19 protein-coding genes are annotated in these 16,470 nt (G+C 71.4%); 15 read left to right on the top strand and 4 right to left on the bottom strand.

Annotated features, from left to right (window positions below; all coding sequences use genetic code 11):
* Window positions 1-4: 4 nt before the first annotated feature.
* Window positions 5-1,147 (top strand): isochorismate synthase, encoded by a 1,143-nt coding sequence (locus tag ACPZVR_RS13855; protein WP_436700182.1) that lies wholly within the window; start codon window positions 5-7, stop codon window positions 1,145-1,147.
* A 73-nt stretch (window positions 1,148-1,220) separates the two neighbouring features.
* Here ACPZVR_RS13855 and ACPZVR_RS13850 read toward each other — a convergent pair whose 3' ends face one another.
* Window positions 1,221-2,081, bottom strand: a complete 861-nt coding sequence (locus tag ACPZVR_RS13850; protein WP_436700181.1) for a hypothetical protein — start codon at window positions 2,079-2,081, stop codon at window positions 1,221-1,223.
* Between the two features lie 228 nt (window positions 2,082-2,309).
* Here ACPZVR_RS13850 and ACPZVR_RS13845 point away from each other — a divergent pair, with 228 nt between their 5' ends.
* The 9 genes from ACPZVR_RS13845 to rplQ all read left to right on the top strand — a co-directional run bounded on the left by ACPZVR_RS13845 (window position 2,310) and on the right by rplQ (window position 8,958).
* On the top strand, window positions 2,310-3,359 hold the full coding sequence (locus tag ACPZVR_RS13845) for a TerC family protein (RefSeq protein ID WP_436700180.1): 1,050 nt from the start codon (window positions 2,310-2,312) through the stop codon (window positions 3,357-3,359).
* Window positions 3,360-3,405: 46 nt separating this feature from the next.
* Window positions 3,406-4,452, top strand: coding sequence for an LLM class flavin-dependent oxidoreductase (locus ACPZVR_RS13840; protein ID WP_436700179.1), 1,047 nt, complete (start codon window positions 3,406-3,408; stop codon window positions 4,450-4,452).
* Window positions 4,453-4,628: 176 nt separating this feature from the next.
* The gene (gene infA / locus ACPZVR_RS13835; protein ID WP_028656368.1) at window positions 4,629-4,850 is read left to right on the top strand and encodes a translation initiation factor IF-1; all 222 of its coding nucleotides are present in this window, start codon (window positions 4,629-4,631) and stop codon (window positions 4,848-4,850) included.
* Window positions 4,851-4,892: 42 nt separating this feature from the next.
* Window positions 4,893-5,006: a 50S ribosomal protein L36 gene (gene rpmJ, locus ACPZVR_RS13830; protein ID WP_008361054.1), complete on the top strand. Its 114-nt coding sequence runs from the start codon at window positions 4,893-4,895 to the stop codon at window positions 5,004-5,006.
* 286 nt (window positions 5,007-5,292) lie between these two features.
* Window positions 5,293-5,667, top strand: a complete 375-nt coding sequence (gene rpsM / locus ACPZVR_RS13825) for a 30S ribosomal protein S13 (protein ID WP_436700178.1) — start codon at window positions 5,293-5,295, stop codon at window positions 5,665-5,667.
* A gap of 61 nt (window positions 5,668-5,728) precedes the next feature.
* The gene (gene rpsK / locus ACPZVR_RS13820) at window positions 5,729-6,130 is read left to right on the top strand and encodes a 30S ribosomal protein S11 (protein WP_038681087.1); all 402 of its coding nucleotides are present in this window, start codon (window positions 5,729-5,731) and stop codon (window positions 6,128-6,130) included.
* A 25-nt stretch (window positions 6,131-6,155) separates the two neighbouring features.
* Window positions 6,156-6,764 carry a 30S ribosomal protein S4 gene (rpsD, locus tag ACPZVR_RS13815; RefSeq protein ID WP_408896619.1) on the top strand — a complete coding sequence of 203 codons (609 nt, stop codon included), beginning with the start codon at window positions 6,156-6,158 and terminating at the stop codon, window positions 6,762-6,764.
* 134 nt (window positions 6,765-6,898) lie between these two features.
* On the top strand, window positions 6,899-7,921 hold the full coding sequence (locus ACPZVR_RS13810) for a DNA-directed RNA polymerase subunit alpha (RefSeq protein WP_141797602.1): 1,023 nt from the start codon (window positions 6,899-6,901) through the stop codon (window positions 7,919-7,921).
* Window positions 7,922-8,358: 437 nt separating this feature from the next.
* Complete coding sequence (gene rplQ / locus ACPZVR_RS13805; RefSeq protein WP_436700177.1) at window positions 8,359-8,958, top strand: 50S ribosomal protein L17; 600 nt, start codon at window positions 8,359-8,361, stop codon at window positions 8,956-8,958.
* A gap of 75 nt (window positions 8,959-9,033) precedes the next feature.
* Here rplQ and ACPZVR_RS13800 read toward each other — a convergent pair whose 3' ends face one another.
* A complete protein-coding gene (locus ACPZVR_RS13800; RefSeq protein ID WP_436700176.1) occupies window positions 9,034-9,642 on the bottom strand; it encodes a hypothetical protein in 609 nt (202 codons plus the stop codon).
* A 183-nt stretch (window positions 9,643-9,825) separates the two neighbouring features.
* Here ACPZVR_RS13800 and ACPZVR_RS13795 point away from each other — a divergent pair, with 183 nt between their 5' ends.
* From ACPZVR_RS13795 to ACPZVR_RS13785, 3 genes are read left to right on the top strand one after another with little or no spacing between them, the layout of a single operon-like run.
* Window positions 9,826-10,821 (top strand): 4-hydroxy-3-methylbut-2-enyl diphosphate reductase, encoded by a 996-nt coding sequence (locus tag ACPZVR_RS13795; RefSeq protein WP_436700175.1) that lies wholly within the window; start codon window positions 9,826-9,828, stop codon window positions 10,819-10,821.
* 2 nt (window positions 10,822-10,823) lie between these two features.
* On the top strand, window positions 10,824-11,441 hold the full coding sequence (locus tag ACPZVR_RS13790; protein WP_436700174.1) for an L-threonylcarbamoyladenylate synthase: 618 nt from the start codon (window positions 10,824-10,826) through the stop codon (window positions 11,439-11,441).
* A gap of 3 nt (window positions 11,442-11,444) precedes the next feature.
* Complete coding sequence (locus tag ACPZVR_RS13785; RefSeq protein WP_436700173.1) at window positions 11,445-12,227, top strand: hypothetical protein; 783 nt, start codon at window positions 11,445-11,447, stop codon at window positions 12,225-12,227.
* A gap of 113 nt (window positions 12,228-12,340) precedes the next feature.
* Here ACPZVR_RS13785 and ACPZVR_RS13780 read toward each other — a convergent pair whose 3' ends face one another.
* Complete coding sequence (locus ACPZVR_RS13780) at window positions 12,341-12,775, bottom strand: DUF6542 domain-containing protein (RefSeq protein WP_436700172.1); 435 nt, start codon at window positions 12,773-12,775, stop codon at window positions 12,341-12,343.
* Window positions 12,776-12,806: 31 nt separating this feature from the next.
* A complete protein-coding gene (locus ACPZVR_RS13775) occupies window positions 12,807-13,886 on the bottom strand; it encodes an ABC transporter ATP-binding protein (protein ID WP_436700171.1) in 1,080 nt (359 codons plus the stop codon).
* Between the two features lie 82 nt (window positions 13,887-13,968).
* Between ACPZVR_RS13775 and ACPZVR_RS13770 the strand changes: the two genes are divergently transcribed.
* Both ACPZVR_RS13770 and ACPZVR_RS13765 read left to right on the top strand, forming a co-directional pair.
* The gene (locus ACPZVR_RS13770) at window positions 13,969-15,102 is read left to right on the top strand and encodes an ROK family protein (protein ID WP_436700170.1); all 1,134 of its coding nucleotides are present in this window, start codon (window positions 13,969-13,971) and stop codon (window positions 15,100-15,102) included.
* Between the two features lie 29 nt (window positions 15,103-15,131).
* Complete coding sequence (locus ACPZVR_RS13765; RefSeq protein WP_436700169.1) at window positions 15,132-16,427, top strand: extracellular solute-binding protein; 1,296 nt, start codon at window positions 15,132-15,134, stop codon at window positions 16,425-16,427.
* Window positions 16,428-16,470: the final 43 nt, after the last annotated feature.

Here is a 16,470-nt window from a genome sequence, read left to right as displayed (position 1 = left end):
AGGCATGGCGCGGGATCCGATCACCCCCGCGGCGCTCGCTGCTCGCCCGATGCTCTTCGCGTCGGGCGAGCAGGCGTACGTCGCCCACGAGGTGCGTCGCACCCGGATGACGCCCGACGGCGCCGACCCCGCCTGGGCCGACCAGGTCGTCGCCGATCTCGGGCCGGGGGAGCGCGCCCTGTGCGCGCTGTCCTTCGCCGCCGGCGCGCCGGGGCTCGCGCATCTGGTGGTCGGCTCGGAGCACGCCCTGCAGCGCCCGGACCGCGACGACTCGGTGCGGCGGACCTACGAGGTCACCGAGTTCCCGACCCCCGACGAGTACGCCGCGATGGTGGCCACCGCGCTGGAGCGGATCGCCGACGGCGACCTCCACAAGGTGGTGCTGGGCCGGTGCCTCGACGTCGTCAGCGACCCGCCCCTGGTGCCGGCGGAGATCATCGACCGACTCCTGACCACGCGGCCCGGCCGCTACGTCTTCAGCGTCCCCCTGGTGTCGGGCGGGGACGGCGCGGCGCCGACCGACGGACCGATCCTGGTCGGCGCCAGCCCGGAGCTCCTCGTGCGGCGGGTCGGCGCGGAGATCTCGTGCACCCCGCTCGCCGGATCCGTGCCCCGCGCCGACGATCCCGACGAGGACCTGCGCCGGGCCGGTGAGCTGCAGCGCTCGGCCAAGGACCTCGCCGAGCACGCCTTCGTCGTCGAGGCGATCGTGCACGCGCTCAAGGACGTCTGCGTCGAGATCGAGTACCCCGCGACGCCCGAGCTGCTGTCCACCGACACCGTGTGGCACCTCGCCACGCCCATCCACGCCCGCCTCGCCGACCCGGTCGACGGGCCGAGCGCCCTGCGCCTGGCGCAGCTGCTGCACCCGACGCCGGCCGTGGGCGGCGTACCGACGGCCGCGGCCAACGCCGTGATCGCCGACCTCGAGGGCGACCTCCGCGACTGGTTCGCCGGCTGCGTGGGCTGGGTCGACCGGCACGGCGACGGCGAGTTCGCGATCACCATCCGCGCGGCGGTGATGGACGGCCCGCGGCTGCGGCTGTTCGCGGGAGCCGGCATCGTCGCCGGCTCCGATCCGGCCTCCGAAGTCCGCGAGACCGGGGCCAAGCTCGCCACCATGGCCCGGGTCACCGGCCTGCCCTGAGCGGCCCGCCCGTTCGGCGGGCGTGGGGCCCGTCCGGTGACGCTCGCGACGCGGCGCATCGGTGGATGCAGGCTCAACGCAGCTGGCTGCGCATCAGCGCGATCACGAGCGCGCGGTTGGGCAGGTCGTCGTCGGTGCCGGTGACCAGGCGGCGCTCCACACCCGCCGCGCTCTGGTGATGGACCACGATCGCGTGGTCCGGCCGGCTCCAGGTCACGTCGACCAGCGTGCTCCACGGGCCGCTGCCGCGCGTGCCGCGGTAGCCGTCGGGCCGCAGGGTGACGTCGCCGATCACGACCTCCCGCCCGGCCCGGAGCTCCGCCATCGCCCTCGCGTGCTGCACGGTGCAGGCCCTCAGGTACGCATGGTGGTACGCGGCCGCCATCTCGTCGGTCACCTCGAGCATCGAGATGTGGCGTTCGCGGTCCGGGACACCGATGCGCCAGTCGATCGTCGGGTTGCCGAGGAGCCAGCCGTCCTCGTCGTACTCGCCGCCGACGGTGTCGATCCGCGCGCTCGCCCACGGCACGGCGTACCACCCGCGGGCGCCCTGGGGCAGGACCAGCCCGTGGTCGTAGACCTGCACGGCGCGGTGGCGCTGCTGGGCCATGTCGACGAGCGTGGCCACCAGGACCAGGAGGGCGAGCAGCCCGACGGCCCCGCTCAGCACCGCTCCGACGGCCGCGCCGCCGCCGTCGGCGCGCAGGCTCAGCAGCGTCCCGGCCGCACCGACGGCGACGAACGCGCCGGACCAGCCGACCACCTTCGTGGAGGCGGACACGTCGATCGGCACCCCGCCGCGCCACTCGCCCAGCCCGTGCCTCGCCGCCAGCTCGGCCAGGGCGCGCCCGGGCTCGGGCGTCGCTCGCGACCACGTGGCCGCAGGCACCGCGGGCGTCTCGCCGCCGGGCCAGGGCGTCGGCGCGTCTGTCATGCGAGGCAGGGTAGCCGTCACGGCGACCGGGCCGATTGGACCCGGTTGGCCCGGCGTGCGAGGATTCCGCGCACCAGGGGGGAGTACTCCTTCGCTGCGGGCTCGTCATCACGAGCGGTCGATGTCGCCCGCTCCGGTCCCGTAGGCTGCCCGTGGCGCCACCGGCGTCGGCAGCGGAAGAGACCTCGGGCGATCTGTCGACGCATCCGCCCCTGAAGGGACACCTCTATGGACGTGACCAGCCTGGAATGGACGATCACCATCGCGGTGACCGTCGGAGTCCTCCTCTTCGACGTGTTCGTGATCGCCCGCGATCCGCACGAGCCGTCGATGAAGGAGTGCGCCATCGCGCTCTCGATCTACGTCGGCGCGGCGGTGGCCTTCGGCGTCTTCATCCTCCTCCACCACGGCCACGACTACGGCATCCAGTTCTACACCGGCTGGCTGACGGAGTACTCCCTGTCGATCGACAACCTCTTCGTCTTCATCATCTTGATGTCGGCGCTCAAGGTGCCCCGGAAGTACCAGCAGGAGGCGCTGCTCGTCGGCATCGTGCTCGCGCTCATCTTCCGCGGCATCTTCATCGCTCTCGGCTACGCCCTCATCGAGAACTTCAGCTGGATCTTCTACGCCTTCGGCGCCTTCCTGGTCTACACCGCCTACGGCCTGGTGAAGTCCTACGGCAGTCACGAGGACGAGCACCCCGAGGACAACGCGATCGTGGCCTTCACCCGGCGCCGGATGCGCGTCGGCGACAGCTGGCACGGCCTGAAGCTGTGGTACCACGAGAACGGCGTCCGCTTCGTCTCGCCGATGCTGATCGTCATCATCGCGCTGGGTGTCACCGACATCCTCTTCGCCCTCGACTCGATCCCGGCGATCTTCGGCATCACCCAGGAGCCCTACCTGGTCTTCACCGCGAACGTCTTCGCGCTGATGGGCCTGCGCCAGCTCTACTTCCTGCTCGGCGGCCTGCTGCAGAAGCTCGTCTACCTCTCCCTCGGCCTGGCGTTCATCCTCGCCTTCATCGGCGTCAAGCTGGTCCTGCACGCCCTGCACGAGAACGAGCTGCCGTTCATCAACGGCGGCGAGCACGTCAAGGTCTGGGACATCCCGTCGCTGTTCAGCCTGGGCGTCATCATCGCGACCCTGGTCGTCACGGCGGTCGCGAGCCTGTGGAAGTCCTCGCGCGGCGGCGACGACCACGTCGCGGACCACGTGACCAGCCCGCGCGACCCGGCCGACGTCGACGACACCGCGGGTCCCGACTGGCGCTGATCGCACCGCCGGGAATGTCGAGGCGGTCGAGCGCCTTGGGCCCACGATGACTCTCGCGCTCTCCGTCCTCGACCTGGTCCCCGTCCGCAGCGACCAGGCCACGGCCGACGCCCTCGCGGCGACCCTCGACCTGGCCCGGACCGCCGACCGGCTCGGCTACCGCCGCTACTGGCTGGCCGAGCACCACAACATGCCGGCGGTCGCCGCCACCAACCCTCCGGTCGTGATCGGCCTGGTGGCGTCGGCCACCGAGCGGATCCGCGTCGGCTCCGGGGGCGTGATGCTGCCCAACCACGCGCCGCTGGTCGTCGCCGAGCAGTTCGCCCTGCTCGAGGCGGCCTTCCCGGGGAGGGTCGACCTCGGGATCGGCCGGGCGCCCGGCACCGACCCGGTCACCAGCTGGGCCCTGCGCCACGGGGCCGGCGGCGTCAGCGACGAGGCGGTGGCCCGCTTCCCGGAGTACGTCGACAACGTGCTCGCCATGATGGAGCCGGCCGGCGTCGGCCTGGCGCTGCGCGGCTCCCAGCACGTGCTCAAGGCCACCCCCGCCGCCCGGTCGGTGCCGGAGATCTGGCTGCTCGGCTCCTCCGACTACTCCGCCCGGCTCGCCGCCGAGAAGGGCATGCCCTACGTCTTCGCCCACCACTTCTCCGGCTCGGGCACGGCCGAGGCGCTCGAGCTCTACCGCTCGACCTTCCGGCCCTCGCCCGAGGCGTCGCGGCCGCGGACCTTCCTCACCGTCAACGCCTCCGTGGCCGACACCGCCGACGAGGCGCACCGGCTGGCGCTCCCGCAGCTGCTCCAGATGCTCGCCCTGCGCACCGGTCAGCCGCTGGTCGCCCAGCGCACGGTCGAGGACGCCGAGACGATCGTCGAGGCCGGCCTGCCCGAGGGACACGAGGCGCTCATCGACGCGATGCGCGAGCGCTGGGTGATCGGCGACGCTGCCGCAGCCCGCGCCGAACTGGCCGACCTCGCGGCGTCGTACGGTGTCGACGAGGTGATGGTCAACCCGGTCGGCGGCGCGCTGCGGGGCACCGACCCGCGCACCTCGCCCGCTCGCGAACGGACCCTGGAGCTCCTCGCCGGCTGAGCGGTGCGGCTCGCCGATTTAGAGATCGTTGGCGCCAGCACATAGACTGGCGTGTCGGTCCAACGTGGGTTCTGTGTGTGGTGCACGGCCCACGAGGTCCACTCGGCCGCCCGCGGGCGTCCGAGAGGTTCCCGGGCCACCGGTAGCACGCAACATTCCCGAGCAGATTGTGAGACATGGCGAAGAAAGAAGGCGTCATCGAGATGGAGGGCTCCGTCGTGGAGGCCCTTCCGAACGCCATGTTCCGAGTCGAGCTGAGCAACGGCCACAAGGTCCTCGCTCACATCAGCGGCAAGATGCGTCAGCACTACATCCGGATCCTCCCCGAGGACCGCGTGGTGGTGGAGCTCTCGCCGTACGACCTCTCCCGCGGACGGATCGTCTACCGCTATAAGTGAGCCGCCGGCTCACTTCTCCGCCACTAGCAAGAAAGGGCTGACATGAAGGTCAACCCGAGCGTGAAGAAGATCTGTGACAAGTGCAAGGTGATCCGTCGCCACGGCCGCGTCATGGTGATCTGCGAGAACCCGCGCCACAAGCAGCGGCAGGGCTGAGTTGGATGGTCCGAGCGTGTCGCCTGTCGGAGGCTGCGCACGGACCCTTCGGGCCCATGCTTGCCTCCGACGCGCTGCGCGCGGGCGACACGCTGCCGGACCGCGGTCGAGTTCGTCTCGGCCACAGGAGGCCGGCGGCAAGACAACTGAATACTCATCAACGTGATCGCTGAGGCCGCAGGGCCGAATCACCTCCGGAGCGGATGGCCGGAGCTGGGCACGACGAGCAACACCGCCCGGATGCATCACGACCAGACCACCGTGACTGTTCGAAAGGGAAGCCACCATGGCACGCCTCGTCGGAGTCGACCTGCCGCGCGACAAGCGCATCGAGGTCGCACTCACCTACATCTACGGCATCGGCCGTACCCGCGCCCAGCAGCTGCTGGAGGCCACCGGCGTCAGCCCGAACCTCCGCGTCCACGAGCTGGGTGACGAGGAGCTGGTCAAGCTCCGCGACGAGATCGAGGCGAACTTCAAGATCGAGGGTGACCTCCGTCGCGAGGTTCAGGCCGACATCCGCCGCAAGATCGAGATCGGCAGCTACCAGGGTCGCCGTCACCGCATGGGCCTTCCGGTCCGCGGTCAGCGCACCAAGACCAACGCTCGCACCCGCAAGGGCCCGAAGCGCACGGTTGCCGGCAAGAAGAAGGCCAAGTGATCTGAGCCCCCGGGCTCGACACTGCCTCTCACACCGACCAGCTTTCTCAAGGAGATAACGCATGCCTCCCAAGGCTCGCGCGGGCGCCAAGAAGGTGCGCCGCAAGGAGAAGAAGAACGTCGCTCAGGGCGAGGCCCACATCAAGAGCACGTTCAACAACACGATCGTCACGATCACCGACCCGACCGGTGCGGTGATCTCGTGGGCCTCTGCCGGCACCGTCGGCTTCAAGGGCTCCCGCAAGTCCACCCCGTACGCCGCTCAGATGGCCGCCGAGGCCGCGGGCCGTCGGGCGATGGAGCACGGCATGAAGAAGATCGACGTCTTCGTCAAGGGCCCGGGCTCGGGTCGCGAGACGGCGATCCGCTCGCTGGGTGCGATCGGCCTCGAGGTCGGCACCATCCAGGACGTGACCCCCGCCCCGCACAACGGCTGCCGCCCGCCGAAGCGCCGTCGCGTCTGACCTGAGGACTTGAAGGAGATCTGAGATGGCCCGTTACACCGGACCCCTGACCAAGAAGTCGCGCCGCCTCGGCGTCGACCTCGTGGGCGGCGACGCCGCCTTCGAGAAGCGCCCCTACCCGCCGGGCCAGCACGGCCGCGCGCGGGTCAAGGAGAGCGAGTACCGCAACCAGCTGCAGGAGAAGCAGAAGGCCCGCTTCACCTACGGCGTGCTGGAGAAGCAGTTCCACCGCTACTACGAAGAGGCCGCCCGTCGCCAGGGCAAGACCGGCGACAACCTGCTCCAGCTGCTGGAGTGCCGCCTCGACAACGTGGTCTACCGCGCCGGCTTCGCCCGGACGCGCCGCCACGCCCGCCAGCTGGTGACCCACGGTCACTTCCTGGTCAACGGCAAGAAGGTCGACATCCCGTCCTTCCAGGTCACCCAGTACGACATCATCGACGTGCGCGAGAAGTCGCTCGAGATGACGCCGTTCATCGTGGCTCGCGAGACCCACGGCGAGCGGATCGTCCCGGCCTGGCTCGAGGCGCTGCCGTCGCGGATGCGCATCCTGGTGCACCAGCTGCCCGTGCGCGAGCAGATCGACATGCCGATCCAGGAGCAGCTCATCGTGGAGTACTACTCCAAGAAGTGATCGCGAGCCCGTCCCGGTCGCCCTCCGACGCGTGAGGGCACCGGGGCGGGCAGCGTCATCCGCAGTCCCTCTTCTCCATTCCGCACCACGTCTGGGTCCTCATATAGCGGTCGGCCCGGAAAGGAACGAAACAAGTGCTCATCGCACAGCGCCCCACCCTGTCGGAGGAGACCGTCGACCAGTTCCGGTCGCGCTTCGTCATCGAGCCGCTCGAGCCCGGCTTCGGCTACACGCTCGGCAACTCGCTGCGTCGCACCCTCCTCTCCTCGATCCCCGGTGCCTCGGTCACGAGCATCAAGATCGACGGCGTCCTCCACGAGTTCTCGACCATCGAGGGCGTGAAGGAGGATGTCACCGAGATCATCCTCAACCTCAAGGGCCTCGTCGTCTCCTCCGAGCACGACGAGCCGGTCACGATGTACCTGCGCAAGTCCGGTGCCGGTGACGTCACGGGTGCCGACATCGCGCCGCCGGCCGGCGTCGAGGTCCACAACCCCGACCTGAAGATCGCCACCCTCTCCGACAACGGCAAGCTCGAGCTCGAGCTCGTCGTGGAGCGGGGCCGCGGCTACGTCTCCGCCGTGCAGAACAAGGGCGCCGACAACGAGATCGGCCGGATCCCGGTCGACTCGATCTACAGCCCGGTCCTCAAGGTGACCTACAAGGTCGAGGCCACCCGTGTCGAGCAGCGCACCGACTTCGACAAGCTCGTCATCGACGTCGAGACCAAGCCGTCCATCCTGCCCCGCGACGCCATCGCGTCGGCCGGAAAGACGCTGGTCGAGCTCTTCGGCCTGGCCCGCGAGCTCAACGTCGAGGCCGAGGGCATCGACATCGGCCCGTCGCCCGTCGACGAGCAGCTCGCCGCCGACCTCGCCCTCCCGGTCGAGGACCTGCAGCTGACCGTCCGGTCCTACAACTGCCTCAAGCGCGAGGGCATCCACACCGTGGGTGAGCTCATCAGCCGCTCCGAGCAGGACCTGCTGGACATCCGCAACTTCGGCGCGAAGTCCATCGACGAGGTCAAGGCCAAGCTGCACGAGATGGGCCTGTCCCTCAAGGACAGCGCCCCGGGCTTCGACCCGTCGGCCGCCCTGGCCAACTACTCCGACGACGAGGACGACGACGAGTCGTTCATCGAGTCCGAGGAGTTCTGAGTCTGATGGTGTGAGGCTGTCGCCCGTCGACGAGGCCCGCACGGGCGCTCGCTGCGCTCGGCCCGCGGGCCCTCGTCGCCGCGGCTTCGCCGCGGGCGACACCTCACACCGCGGTTGGCTTCCGTAGGACCACCGTCGGACTGGCGGCAACACAAGTGAAGATGGTGTGAGGCTGTCGCCTCTCGGGTGACTCGCCCGGACCCTTCGGGCCCAGGGTCGTCACCCGATGCGGCTTCGCCGCCGGGCGACACCTCACACCGCGGTTGGCATCCGTAGGACCACCGTCGGTCTGGCGGCAACACAGCGCAACAGCAGTAGCGCAGCATCCAGCAGCACCCGCCGGGGCGGATCCGTCCCGGTGACCGAATCCGGTACCTGACACGGCCGGACCTAGCACCCGGTACCTCATACGGCCGGGCAGGAAAGCGAGAAACGCAATGCCCAAGCCCAAGAAGGGCCCCCGCCTCGGCGGCGGCGCCGCGCACCAGCGCCTCATCCTGTCGAACCTGGCCACCGCGCTCTTCGAGCACGGCCGGATCACGACCACCGAGGCCAAGGCGCGCACCCTGCGCCCGTACGCCGAGAAGCTGATCACCAAGGCGAAGAAGGCCCACGCCGGCGAGAACCCGCTGCACCAGCGCCGCGAGGTCCTCAAGGTCATCCGCGACAAGGGTGTCGTCCACACCCTCTTCGAGGACATCGCCCCGACCTTCGCCGAGCGTCCCGGTGGCTACACCCGGATCACCAAGATCGGCAACCGTGCGGGCGACAACGCCCCCATGGCCGTCATCGAGCTGGTGACCGAGGCGTACGCCCCGACCGCGTCCACGGCGAAGGCTCCGGCCGCTGCCCCGGCGCCGGCCGAGGAGCCCGCCGAGGCCGAGGCCGCCGAGGCCGAGGCCACCGAGGTCGAGGAGACCGAGGCCGCCGAGGTCGAGGGCACCGAGGCTGACGAGACCGAGGCCCCCGAGGCCGAGGCGGAGGTCGCCGAGGAGGCGCCGGCCGAGGAGTCCGCCGAGGACGCCGACAAGGCCTGACCAGGTCCACCGGATCGGCCCGTCGCGTGCGAACGCGACGGGCCGATCCGCATTTCAGGGCCCCGCGGGGCCTGGTCAGTACGGGTGCCCGGCGACCCGACCGCGCGGCCCGTGACGGTCGATGAGGAAGCAGAGCACGCCGGTGAGCAGCACGGGCACGGTGAACCAGGCCCAGAAGATCGCCCAGGCGCCCAGCAGCGCCCCGGTCCCGTCGCCCGGCACCAGATCGGTCACCAGGTGTCCGACGTCGAAGCGCACGACCCACTGCACCACGGCGACGGCCACGAGCGCGACCAGGCCGACCGGCCACACCCGTCCCTCGCGTCGGGCGACGCCCCAGGCCGCGACCTGGACCACCGCGATGAACGTCGCGCCACCGGCCATGAGGACCTCGAGGTCGCGGACCGACGTGAAGTCCGCGGTCCGGAGCACGATGTCCAACGCGATCTGGACGGGGACCATCGACCCGGCGACGAGCGCGGCGGCCAGGCGTCGACCGGGGGTCCGGGCGGCGAGGGCCACGAGGCCGCTGAAGAGCAGCATGAGGACGACAGTCAGGCTGATCCCGAGGTTCTCCGGCATCGGGCCACGGCCCTGGGTGGCCAGCCAGCCGGGCGCCAGGTAGAGCACGAGGTCGGCCAGGAGCAGGACGCCGAGCAGGACCAGCGGCAGGGAGTCCGGCATCGGCGCGCGGCCCGCTCGGTCCCGGGGCGGCGGTGGCGGCGGTGGTGACGGTGCTGGCGGTGGCGGCGGAGACAGGGCCATGTCCTCATCCTCCCGACGGGTGCCGGCGGCAAACCCCGGCGGGCGGGGGGTGGGGCCGTCGCGACTCGGTGGACGGGCTCGTCGGTCCGTAGACTGGGCGCCATGACGATCGACCTGGGAACGCCGCGCCTGCTGGAGGACGCCGAGCGGGAGGTGCTGCTCGCCGACCCGCGCGGCTACTGCGCCGGCGTCGACCGCGCCGTGGTCACCGTCGAGCAGGCGCTGGACCTCTACGGCTCGCCGGTCTACGTCCGCAAGCAGATCGTCCACAACAAGCACGTCGTGTCGAACCTCGAGTCCCGGGGCGCGATCTTCGTCGAGGAGCTCGACGAGGTCCCGGCCGGCGCGACCGTCGTCTTCTCCGCCCACGGCGTCTCGCCGGCGGTGCACCGTCAGGCGGCCGAGCGCGAGCTGAAGACGATCGACGCCACCTGCCCGCTGGTGACGAAGGTGCATCGCGAGGCGGTCCGGTTCGCCCGCGAGGGCTACACGATCCTGCTCATCGGGCACGCCGGGCACGAGGAGGTCGAGGGCACCGCGGGCGAGGCCCCGGACCAGACGATCCTGGTCGAGCACCCCGACGACGTCGACACCCTCGAGCTGCCCGAGGGCGCCAAGCTCGCCTGGCTCTCCCAGACGACGCTGAGCGTCGACGAGACGATGGAGACCGTCCGCCGGTTGCGCGCGAAGTTCCCGCAGCTCGAGGACCCGCCCAGCGACGACATCTGCTACGCCACCCAGAACCGCCAGGTCGCGGTCAAGGAGATCGGAGCAACCGCCGACCTGGTGATCGTGGTCGGCTCGGCCAACTCGTCCAACTCGGTGCGCCTGGTCGAGGTCGCGCTCGAGGCCGGCGCCAAGGCGTCGTACCGGATCGACGACGTCTCCGAGCTCGACGAGTCCTGGCTCGACGGCGTGCGCTCGGTCAGCGTCACCTCGGGGGCGTCGGTGCCCGACCACCTGGTCCAGGAGGTGCTGGGCTATCTCGCGGAGCGGGGCTATCCCGACGCCCGTCCCGTGCAGACGGCCGAGGAGACCCTGGCGTTCTCGCTGCCCAAGGAGCTGCACCGCGACCTCAAGGCCGCGGGCCGGGCCTGAGCATGGCGCGCTACCTCGACGTCCACCCGGACAATCCCCAGCCGCGGCTGCTCCAGCAGATCGTCACGGCGCTGCAGGACGACGCGCTGATCGCCTATCCGACCGACTCCGGCTACGCCCTCGGGTGCCGGATCGGCAATCGCGACGGCCGCGACCGGATCCTGCGCATCCGGGGGCTCGACGACAAGCACCACTTCACCCTCGTGTGCCGCGACTTCTCCCAGCTCGGCCAGCTCGTCCACGTGGACAACGCGGCCTTCCGCGCCATCCGGGCCGCGACGCCGGGGCCCTACACCTTCATCCTCCCGGCGATGCCGGAGGTGCCCCGCCGCCTCCTGCATCCCAAGAAGCGCACCGTCGGGGTCCGCATCCCCGAGCACACCTTCGTGCAGGCGCTGCTCGCCGAGCTGGGCGAGCCGTTGCTGAGCTCGACCCTGATCCTTCCGGGGGAGACCGAGCCGCGCACGATGGGCTGGGAGGTCAAGGAGGACCTCGACCACGACGTCGACATCGTCGTCGAGGCGGGGGAGACCCCGGCCGAGCCCACCACCGTCGTCGACTGGTCCGAGGGTGCGCCCGAGGTCGTCCGCCGGGGCGCGGGCGACCCCGACCGCTTCTAGACCGTGTCCGTCATCGAAGGGAATCTCGTGAAGTACGTCGCCGCCGCCGTCTTGTCCCTCGCCCTCGTCGTCGGTCCCGCGGGCGGTGTCTCCACCGCCGACGGCATCGACACCGCAGGACCGGCCGCCACCGCCGGGGCCGCCGGGGCCGCCGAGCGGCAGCGTGCGGGCTCCGACCGGGCCAAGGTGCTCAAGACCGCCAAGGCGGTGCGCCAGCACCGCAAGGCGACCGGCGCCGCGCCCGACGACGGCTACGCCAACGCCGCCCTGGTGACCTCGCCCAAGGTCGGCTACCTGCGTGTCGGCGTGAAGCAGTTCTGTGTCTTCACCCAGGCCGCGCGGAGCATGAGCGGCAAGAAGGCCGCGTGGTTCTACGACTCGAAGCGCAAGCGGGCCTTCCGCGCCACCCGCAACGCGGTGCGCGGCTCGCACTCGGCGTGCGGCAAGGCCGCCCGCATCCTCCAGCAGCAGGTCGTGCAGACCCGCGTCGACAACGCCGTGGCCGACGCGATCACCGCCGCCGGAGTGGTCCGCGCGGTCGCCGCCGGCGGGCCCTACCCGACCGGGGCGGGCGACATCGACCTGCTGCACTTCGAGAAGACCTACGGCGTGAGGTTCGCCAAGGGCAACCGGATCGCCGGCTACGGCACCAGCGGCTACGGCGCGTCCTTCCAGATCTGCATCGCGCACCGGACCGGCCCGTGGGCGCTGTACCAGTCGTTCACCGACACGGTCGAGACGGGGACGAAGAAGGCGCGCTGCGGCTCCCACGTCGGCCCGATGTGACGTCCCGAGGAACGCCCCGAGCTGTAACTACCTGTCCATGTCACTCCCCAACCGGTCTACGGGTCAGGTAGCAGCAAGAACAGGTAGTTACAGCTCGGCGGGGCTCGAACGGCTCAGGCCCGGCGGCGGTCCACGAAGGAGCGGCGCAGTGCCAGCAGGCCCAGGCACGCGGCGTACCCGAAGCCGAGGGCGATGCCGTGCCGGGACAGCCCGGAGATCGCGGCCTGCGCGACGCCGTCGTCGGGACGCGCGATGCTGGCGCGGTCGCTGAGGGCGAGCAGCACGATCACGAGCGCCATCGCCAGCGGCGGCAGCACCCCGACGGTGAAGAAGTCGCGCGGGCGCACGGCGAGCGCGGCCCCCACGCAGATCGTCACGAACGCGAGGTCGAAGAACAGGCCGAGGCGCTCGGAGAGCATCAGGTCGAGCACCGTCGCGGTGAGCAGCAGGGCGACCGCGAGGGCGACCACCTCGCGGCCGGGACGCCGGCCCTCCTCCCACAACGTGGTGGAGGCCGGTCGGGGGCGCTGGGGCGCCGCGCTGCTCACCCCTCCACGCTAGGCCATCCCTCCGACCGAATCAGGGACTGAGCCGGCGACCGCTGGCCGTGTCGAAGACGTGCGCGGCTCCCGCCGGCACGGCGACGTGCAGAAGATCCTCCGGGCCGACGTGGCCGCGGGAGGGCAGGCGCACGGCCACCGGGACGGTCCGATCGCCGAGATCGGCGGTGCCGTGGGCGAAGCCGTCGGAGCCGAGCTCCTCGACCAGGCCCACCCGGACCGGTACGCCGGCGCCGGGGGCGACCAGCGACCAGGCCTCCGGGCGCACGCCGACGGTGACCTCCGGGGTGAGGCAGGCGCGGGTCGCGGGGTCGATCGGGACAAGATGCCCGCCGAGGGTGAGCCCGTCCGGGCCGACGTCGGCGGCCAGCAGGTTCATCTGCGGTGAGCCGATGAAGCCGGCCACGAACAGGTTGGCCGGGCGGTCGTAGAGCGCGAGGGGCGCGTCGACCTGCTGGATCTCGCCGGCGTTCATCACCGCGACGCGGTCGCCCATGGTCATCGCCTCGACCTGGTCGTGGGTGACGTAGACGGTCGTGACGCCGAGCTCGCGCTGCAGGCGGGCGATGTCGCTGCGCGTCTGGACCCGCATCTTCGCGTCGAGGTTGGACAGCGGCTCGTCCATGCAGAAGACCTGGGGGGAGCGGACGATCGCCCGGCCCATCGCGACGCGCTGCCGCTGACCGCCGGAGAGCTGCTTGGGCTTGCGGTCGAGCAGCTCGGTGAGGCCGAGGAGGTCGGCGACGCCGGCGACCCGACGCTCCCGCTCCGCGCGCTCGACCTTGGCGATCCGCAGCGCGAAGCCGAGGTTCTCCCGGACCGTCTTGTGCGGGTAGAGCGCGTAGCTCTGGAAGACCATGGCGATGTCGCGGTCCTTCGGCGGGAGCCGGGTGACGTCGCGGTCGCCGATGAGGATCCGACCGGCATCGACGTCCTCCAGGCCCGCGAGCATCCGCAGGGTGGTGGTCTTGCCACAGCCCGAGGGGCCGACCAGGACGAGGAACTCGCCGTCCTCGACCACGAGGTCGATGCCGGGGACGGCGGGGGCGTCCGCGGCGGCGTACCACCGCTGGGCGCCCTCGAAGGTGATGCTGGCCATCGCTGCTCCTCGCTAGATCCGTGTGACCTGGATCGCATTCTGCCCTTGCGAGGGTATATGTAAGTGTGCTGAACTAACAAACATGTCCTGGCGCAGCCCGACCACCCGCTCGCCCCGCGAGCGGATCAAGCTCGACCGGGCCGACTCGCGCCGGCACCACCGCTCGATGCTGCTCCAGGAGCTGTTCGCCGCCGGCCCCGCCAGTCGCGCCGACCTCGCCCGCACCAGCGGGCTGACCCGGGTCACCGTCTCCGACCTCGTCGCCGAGCTGCTGGCGGAGGGGCTGGTCGAGGAGCTCGGTACGCCGAGCGAGAGCCGGGTCGGCAAGCCGCCGACCCTCGTGGGCCTCGTGGCCGACGCCAAGCACGTCGTCGCGATCGACCTCTCCGTCGACGACCAGGTCGCCGGGGCGGTGCTGACCCTCGAGGGGCAGGTCGTGCTGCGCGACGCCCGGCCCCGCGGAGGCCGGCTCGGCGCCGACGCCGTCGCCCTCGTGCGGGAGTTCGCCGCCGATCTGATCGCGCGCAGCAGCCGTCCCCTGCTCGGCGTCGCCGTGGCCACCCCCGGCGTCGTCACGCCCGACGGCGTCGTGCTCGACGCGCCGAACCTCGGCTGGCACGACCTGCGCCTGGCCGACGACCTCGCCGCCGCGCTGGACCTGCCCGTCTACGTCGCCAACGACGCCAACACCGCGGTGATGGGGGAGTTCGTGTTCGGCAGCCGCGGTGAGGGCGGCCTGCTGCTGCTCCGACTCAGCACCGGCCTCGGCGCCGGACTCGTGCTCGGCGGCGCGCTCCTGCACGGACAGGGCGGGGCCGCCGGGGAGATCGGCCATGTCCAGGTGGACCCCGAGGGTCCGCTGTGCGGCTGCGGCCGTCCGGGCTGCCTCGAGACCTACCTGGCCGTCCCGCGGCTGCGCCGCGAGCTGGCCGCTGCCCCCGCCGGCGGCGCCGACGCGGTGCTGGCCGACGCGGGGGACCGCCTCGGCCAGGCGCTGGCGCCGGTCGTCGCCACGCTGAACCTCGGCGAGGTGGTGCTCAGCGGCCCGGCCGACCTGGTCGAGCCGCTGGCCCGCGTCGCCGAACAGGCGGTCCGGGACCGGGTGATGCCGGTGTCGGCCCAGCAGTTCGTCGTCCGTACGTCGTCCCTGGGCGACGACGGGGTTCTCGCCGGGGCCACGGGCGTCGTGCTCGCCGGCGAGCTGGGGGTGTCCTGACCGTGAGGAAGACCGAAGGGAAGCAAGCGGTGCGATACAACAAGACACAGGCGCTCAGGAGCGCGGCCGTCGTGGCGGTCACCGCCCTGCTGGGCGTGACCAGTGCATGCGGCTCGGGCGACGGTGACGGCGACGAGTCGGGCGGTGGCTCGGGCAAGACCGAGATCGTGGTCTGGCTCAACGGCGCGGACACGCCCGACGAGGCGCGGGCCTGGCTGAAGGACACGTTCGAGGACGAGCACCCCGACGCCACGCTGACGATCGAGCAGCAGGAGTGGGAGGGGCTCGTCGAGCGCCTGACCACCGCCCTCACCTCGGCGGACCAGACCCCCGACGTCGTCGAGGTCGGCAACACCCAGGCCGCGACCTTCACCACGGTCGGCGCGTTCAGCGACCTCACCGGCGACCTCGACAGCCTCGGCGGCGACGACCTGCTCCCCGGCTTCGTCGAGGCGGGCTCGGTGGACGACAAGACCTATGCGGTGCCCTACTACGCCGGGTCGACGTACGTCTTCTATCGCAAGGACCTGTTCGAGAAGTCGGGCATCACGGAGGTCCCCGCCACCATGGCCGACTTCGTCGCCGCGGCCAAGAAGCTCAAGCAGGACAGCGGCCAGGCAGACTTCTCGGGCTACTGGCTGCCCGGGAAGGACTGGCGGGACGGCGCGGCCTTCCTGTGGGACGCCGGTGGCGACTTCGCCGCACCCGACGGCGACGGCTGGAAGGGCACCTTGTCCTCACCGGAGTCGATCCAGGGCCTCGAGACGTTCCAGGACCTCTACACCTCGGCGTCGGGCGCGCCGGCCGACGCCAACGAGTCGGACCCGGTCACGCCGTTCTGCGCGGGGAAGATCGGCATGATGTCGCGTCCCGGGTGGGTGCACGGCATGCTCACCGACGAGGAGAGCGGCTGCCCGGAGCTGGCCGAGCAGGTGGGCGTCTTCGCGCTGCCGGGCAGTGACGGCGAGCCCGCCCCGGTGCTCCTCGGAGGCTCGAACATCGCGATCTCCGCGAAGTCCCCCCACCAGGATCTCGCGCGCGACGCCGTCGAGCTGATGCTGAGCGAGGACTTCCAGACGATCCTCGCCGACGCCGGCCTCACGCCGGCCCGGGAGTCCTACGCCAGCAAGCTCGGCGACGACGAGTTCGCCCGGGCCACCATCGAGGCCGCGTCCAACGCCAAGCTCACCCCGCCGGCCGCCAGCTGGGCGACCGTCGAGGGCAAGTTCGTGCTCGAGGACCTCTACAGCCGGATCGCGCAGGGCGGCGACGTGAAGAAGCTCGCCGCGGAGGCCGACGAGCAGATCGACGCCGAGCTGAACTGATCGGATCTGCCCCAGCGTGTCGCGCCCGGTGCGCGCCGCCGAG

The organism is Nocardioides segetis (assembly GCF_051390595.1).
In the GTDB taxonomy this organism is placed as follows: Bacteria; Actinomycetota; Actinomycetes; order Propionibacteriales; family Nocardioidaceae; genus Nocardioides.
The sequence above is the reverse complement of the archived record's forward strand: the minus strand, read 5'-3'. Positions and strand labels throughout refer to the sequence as shown.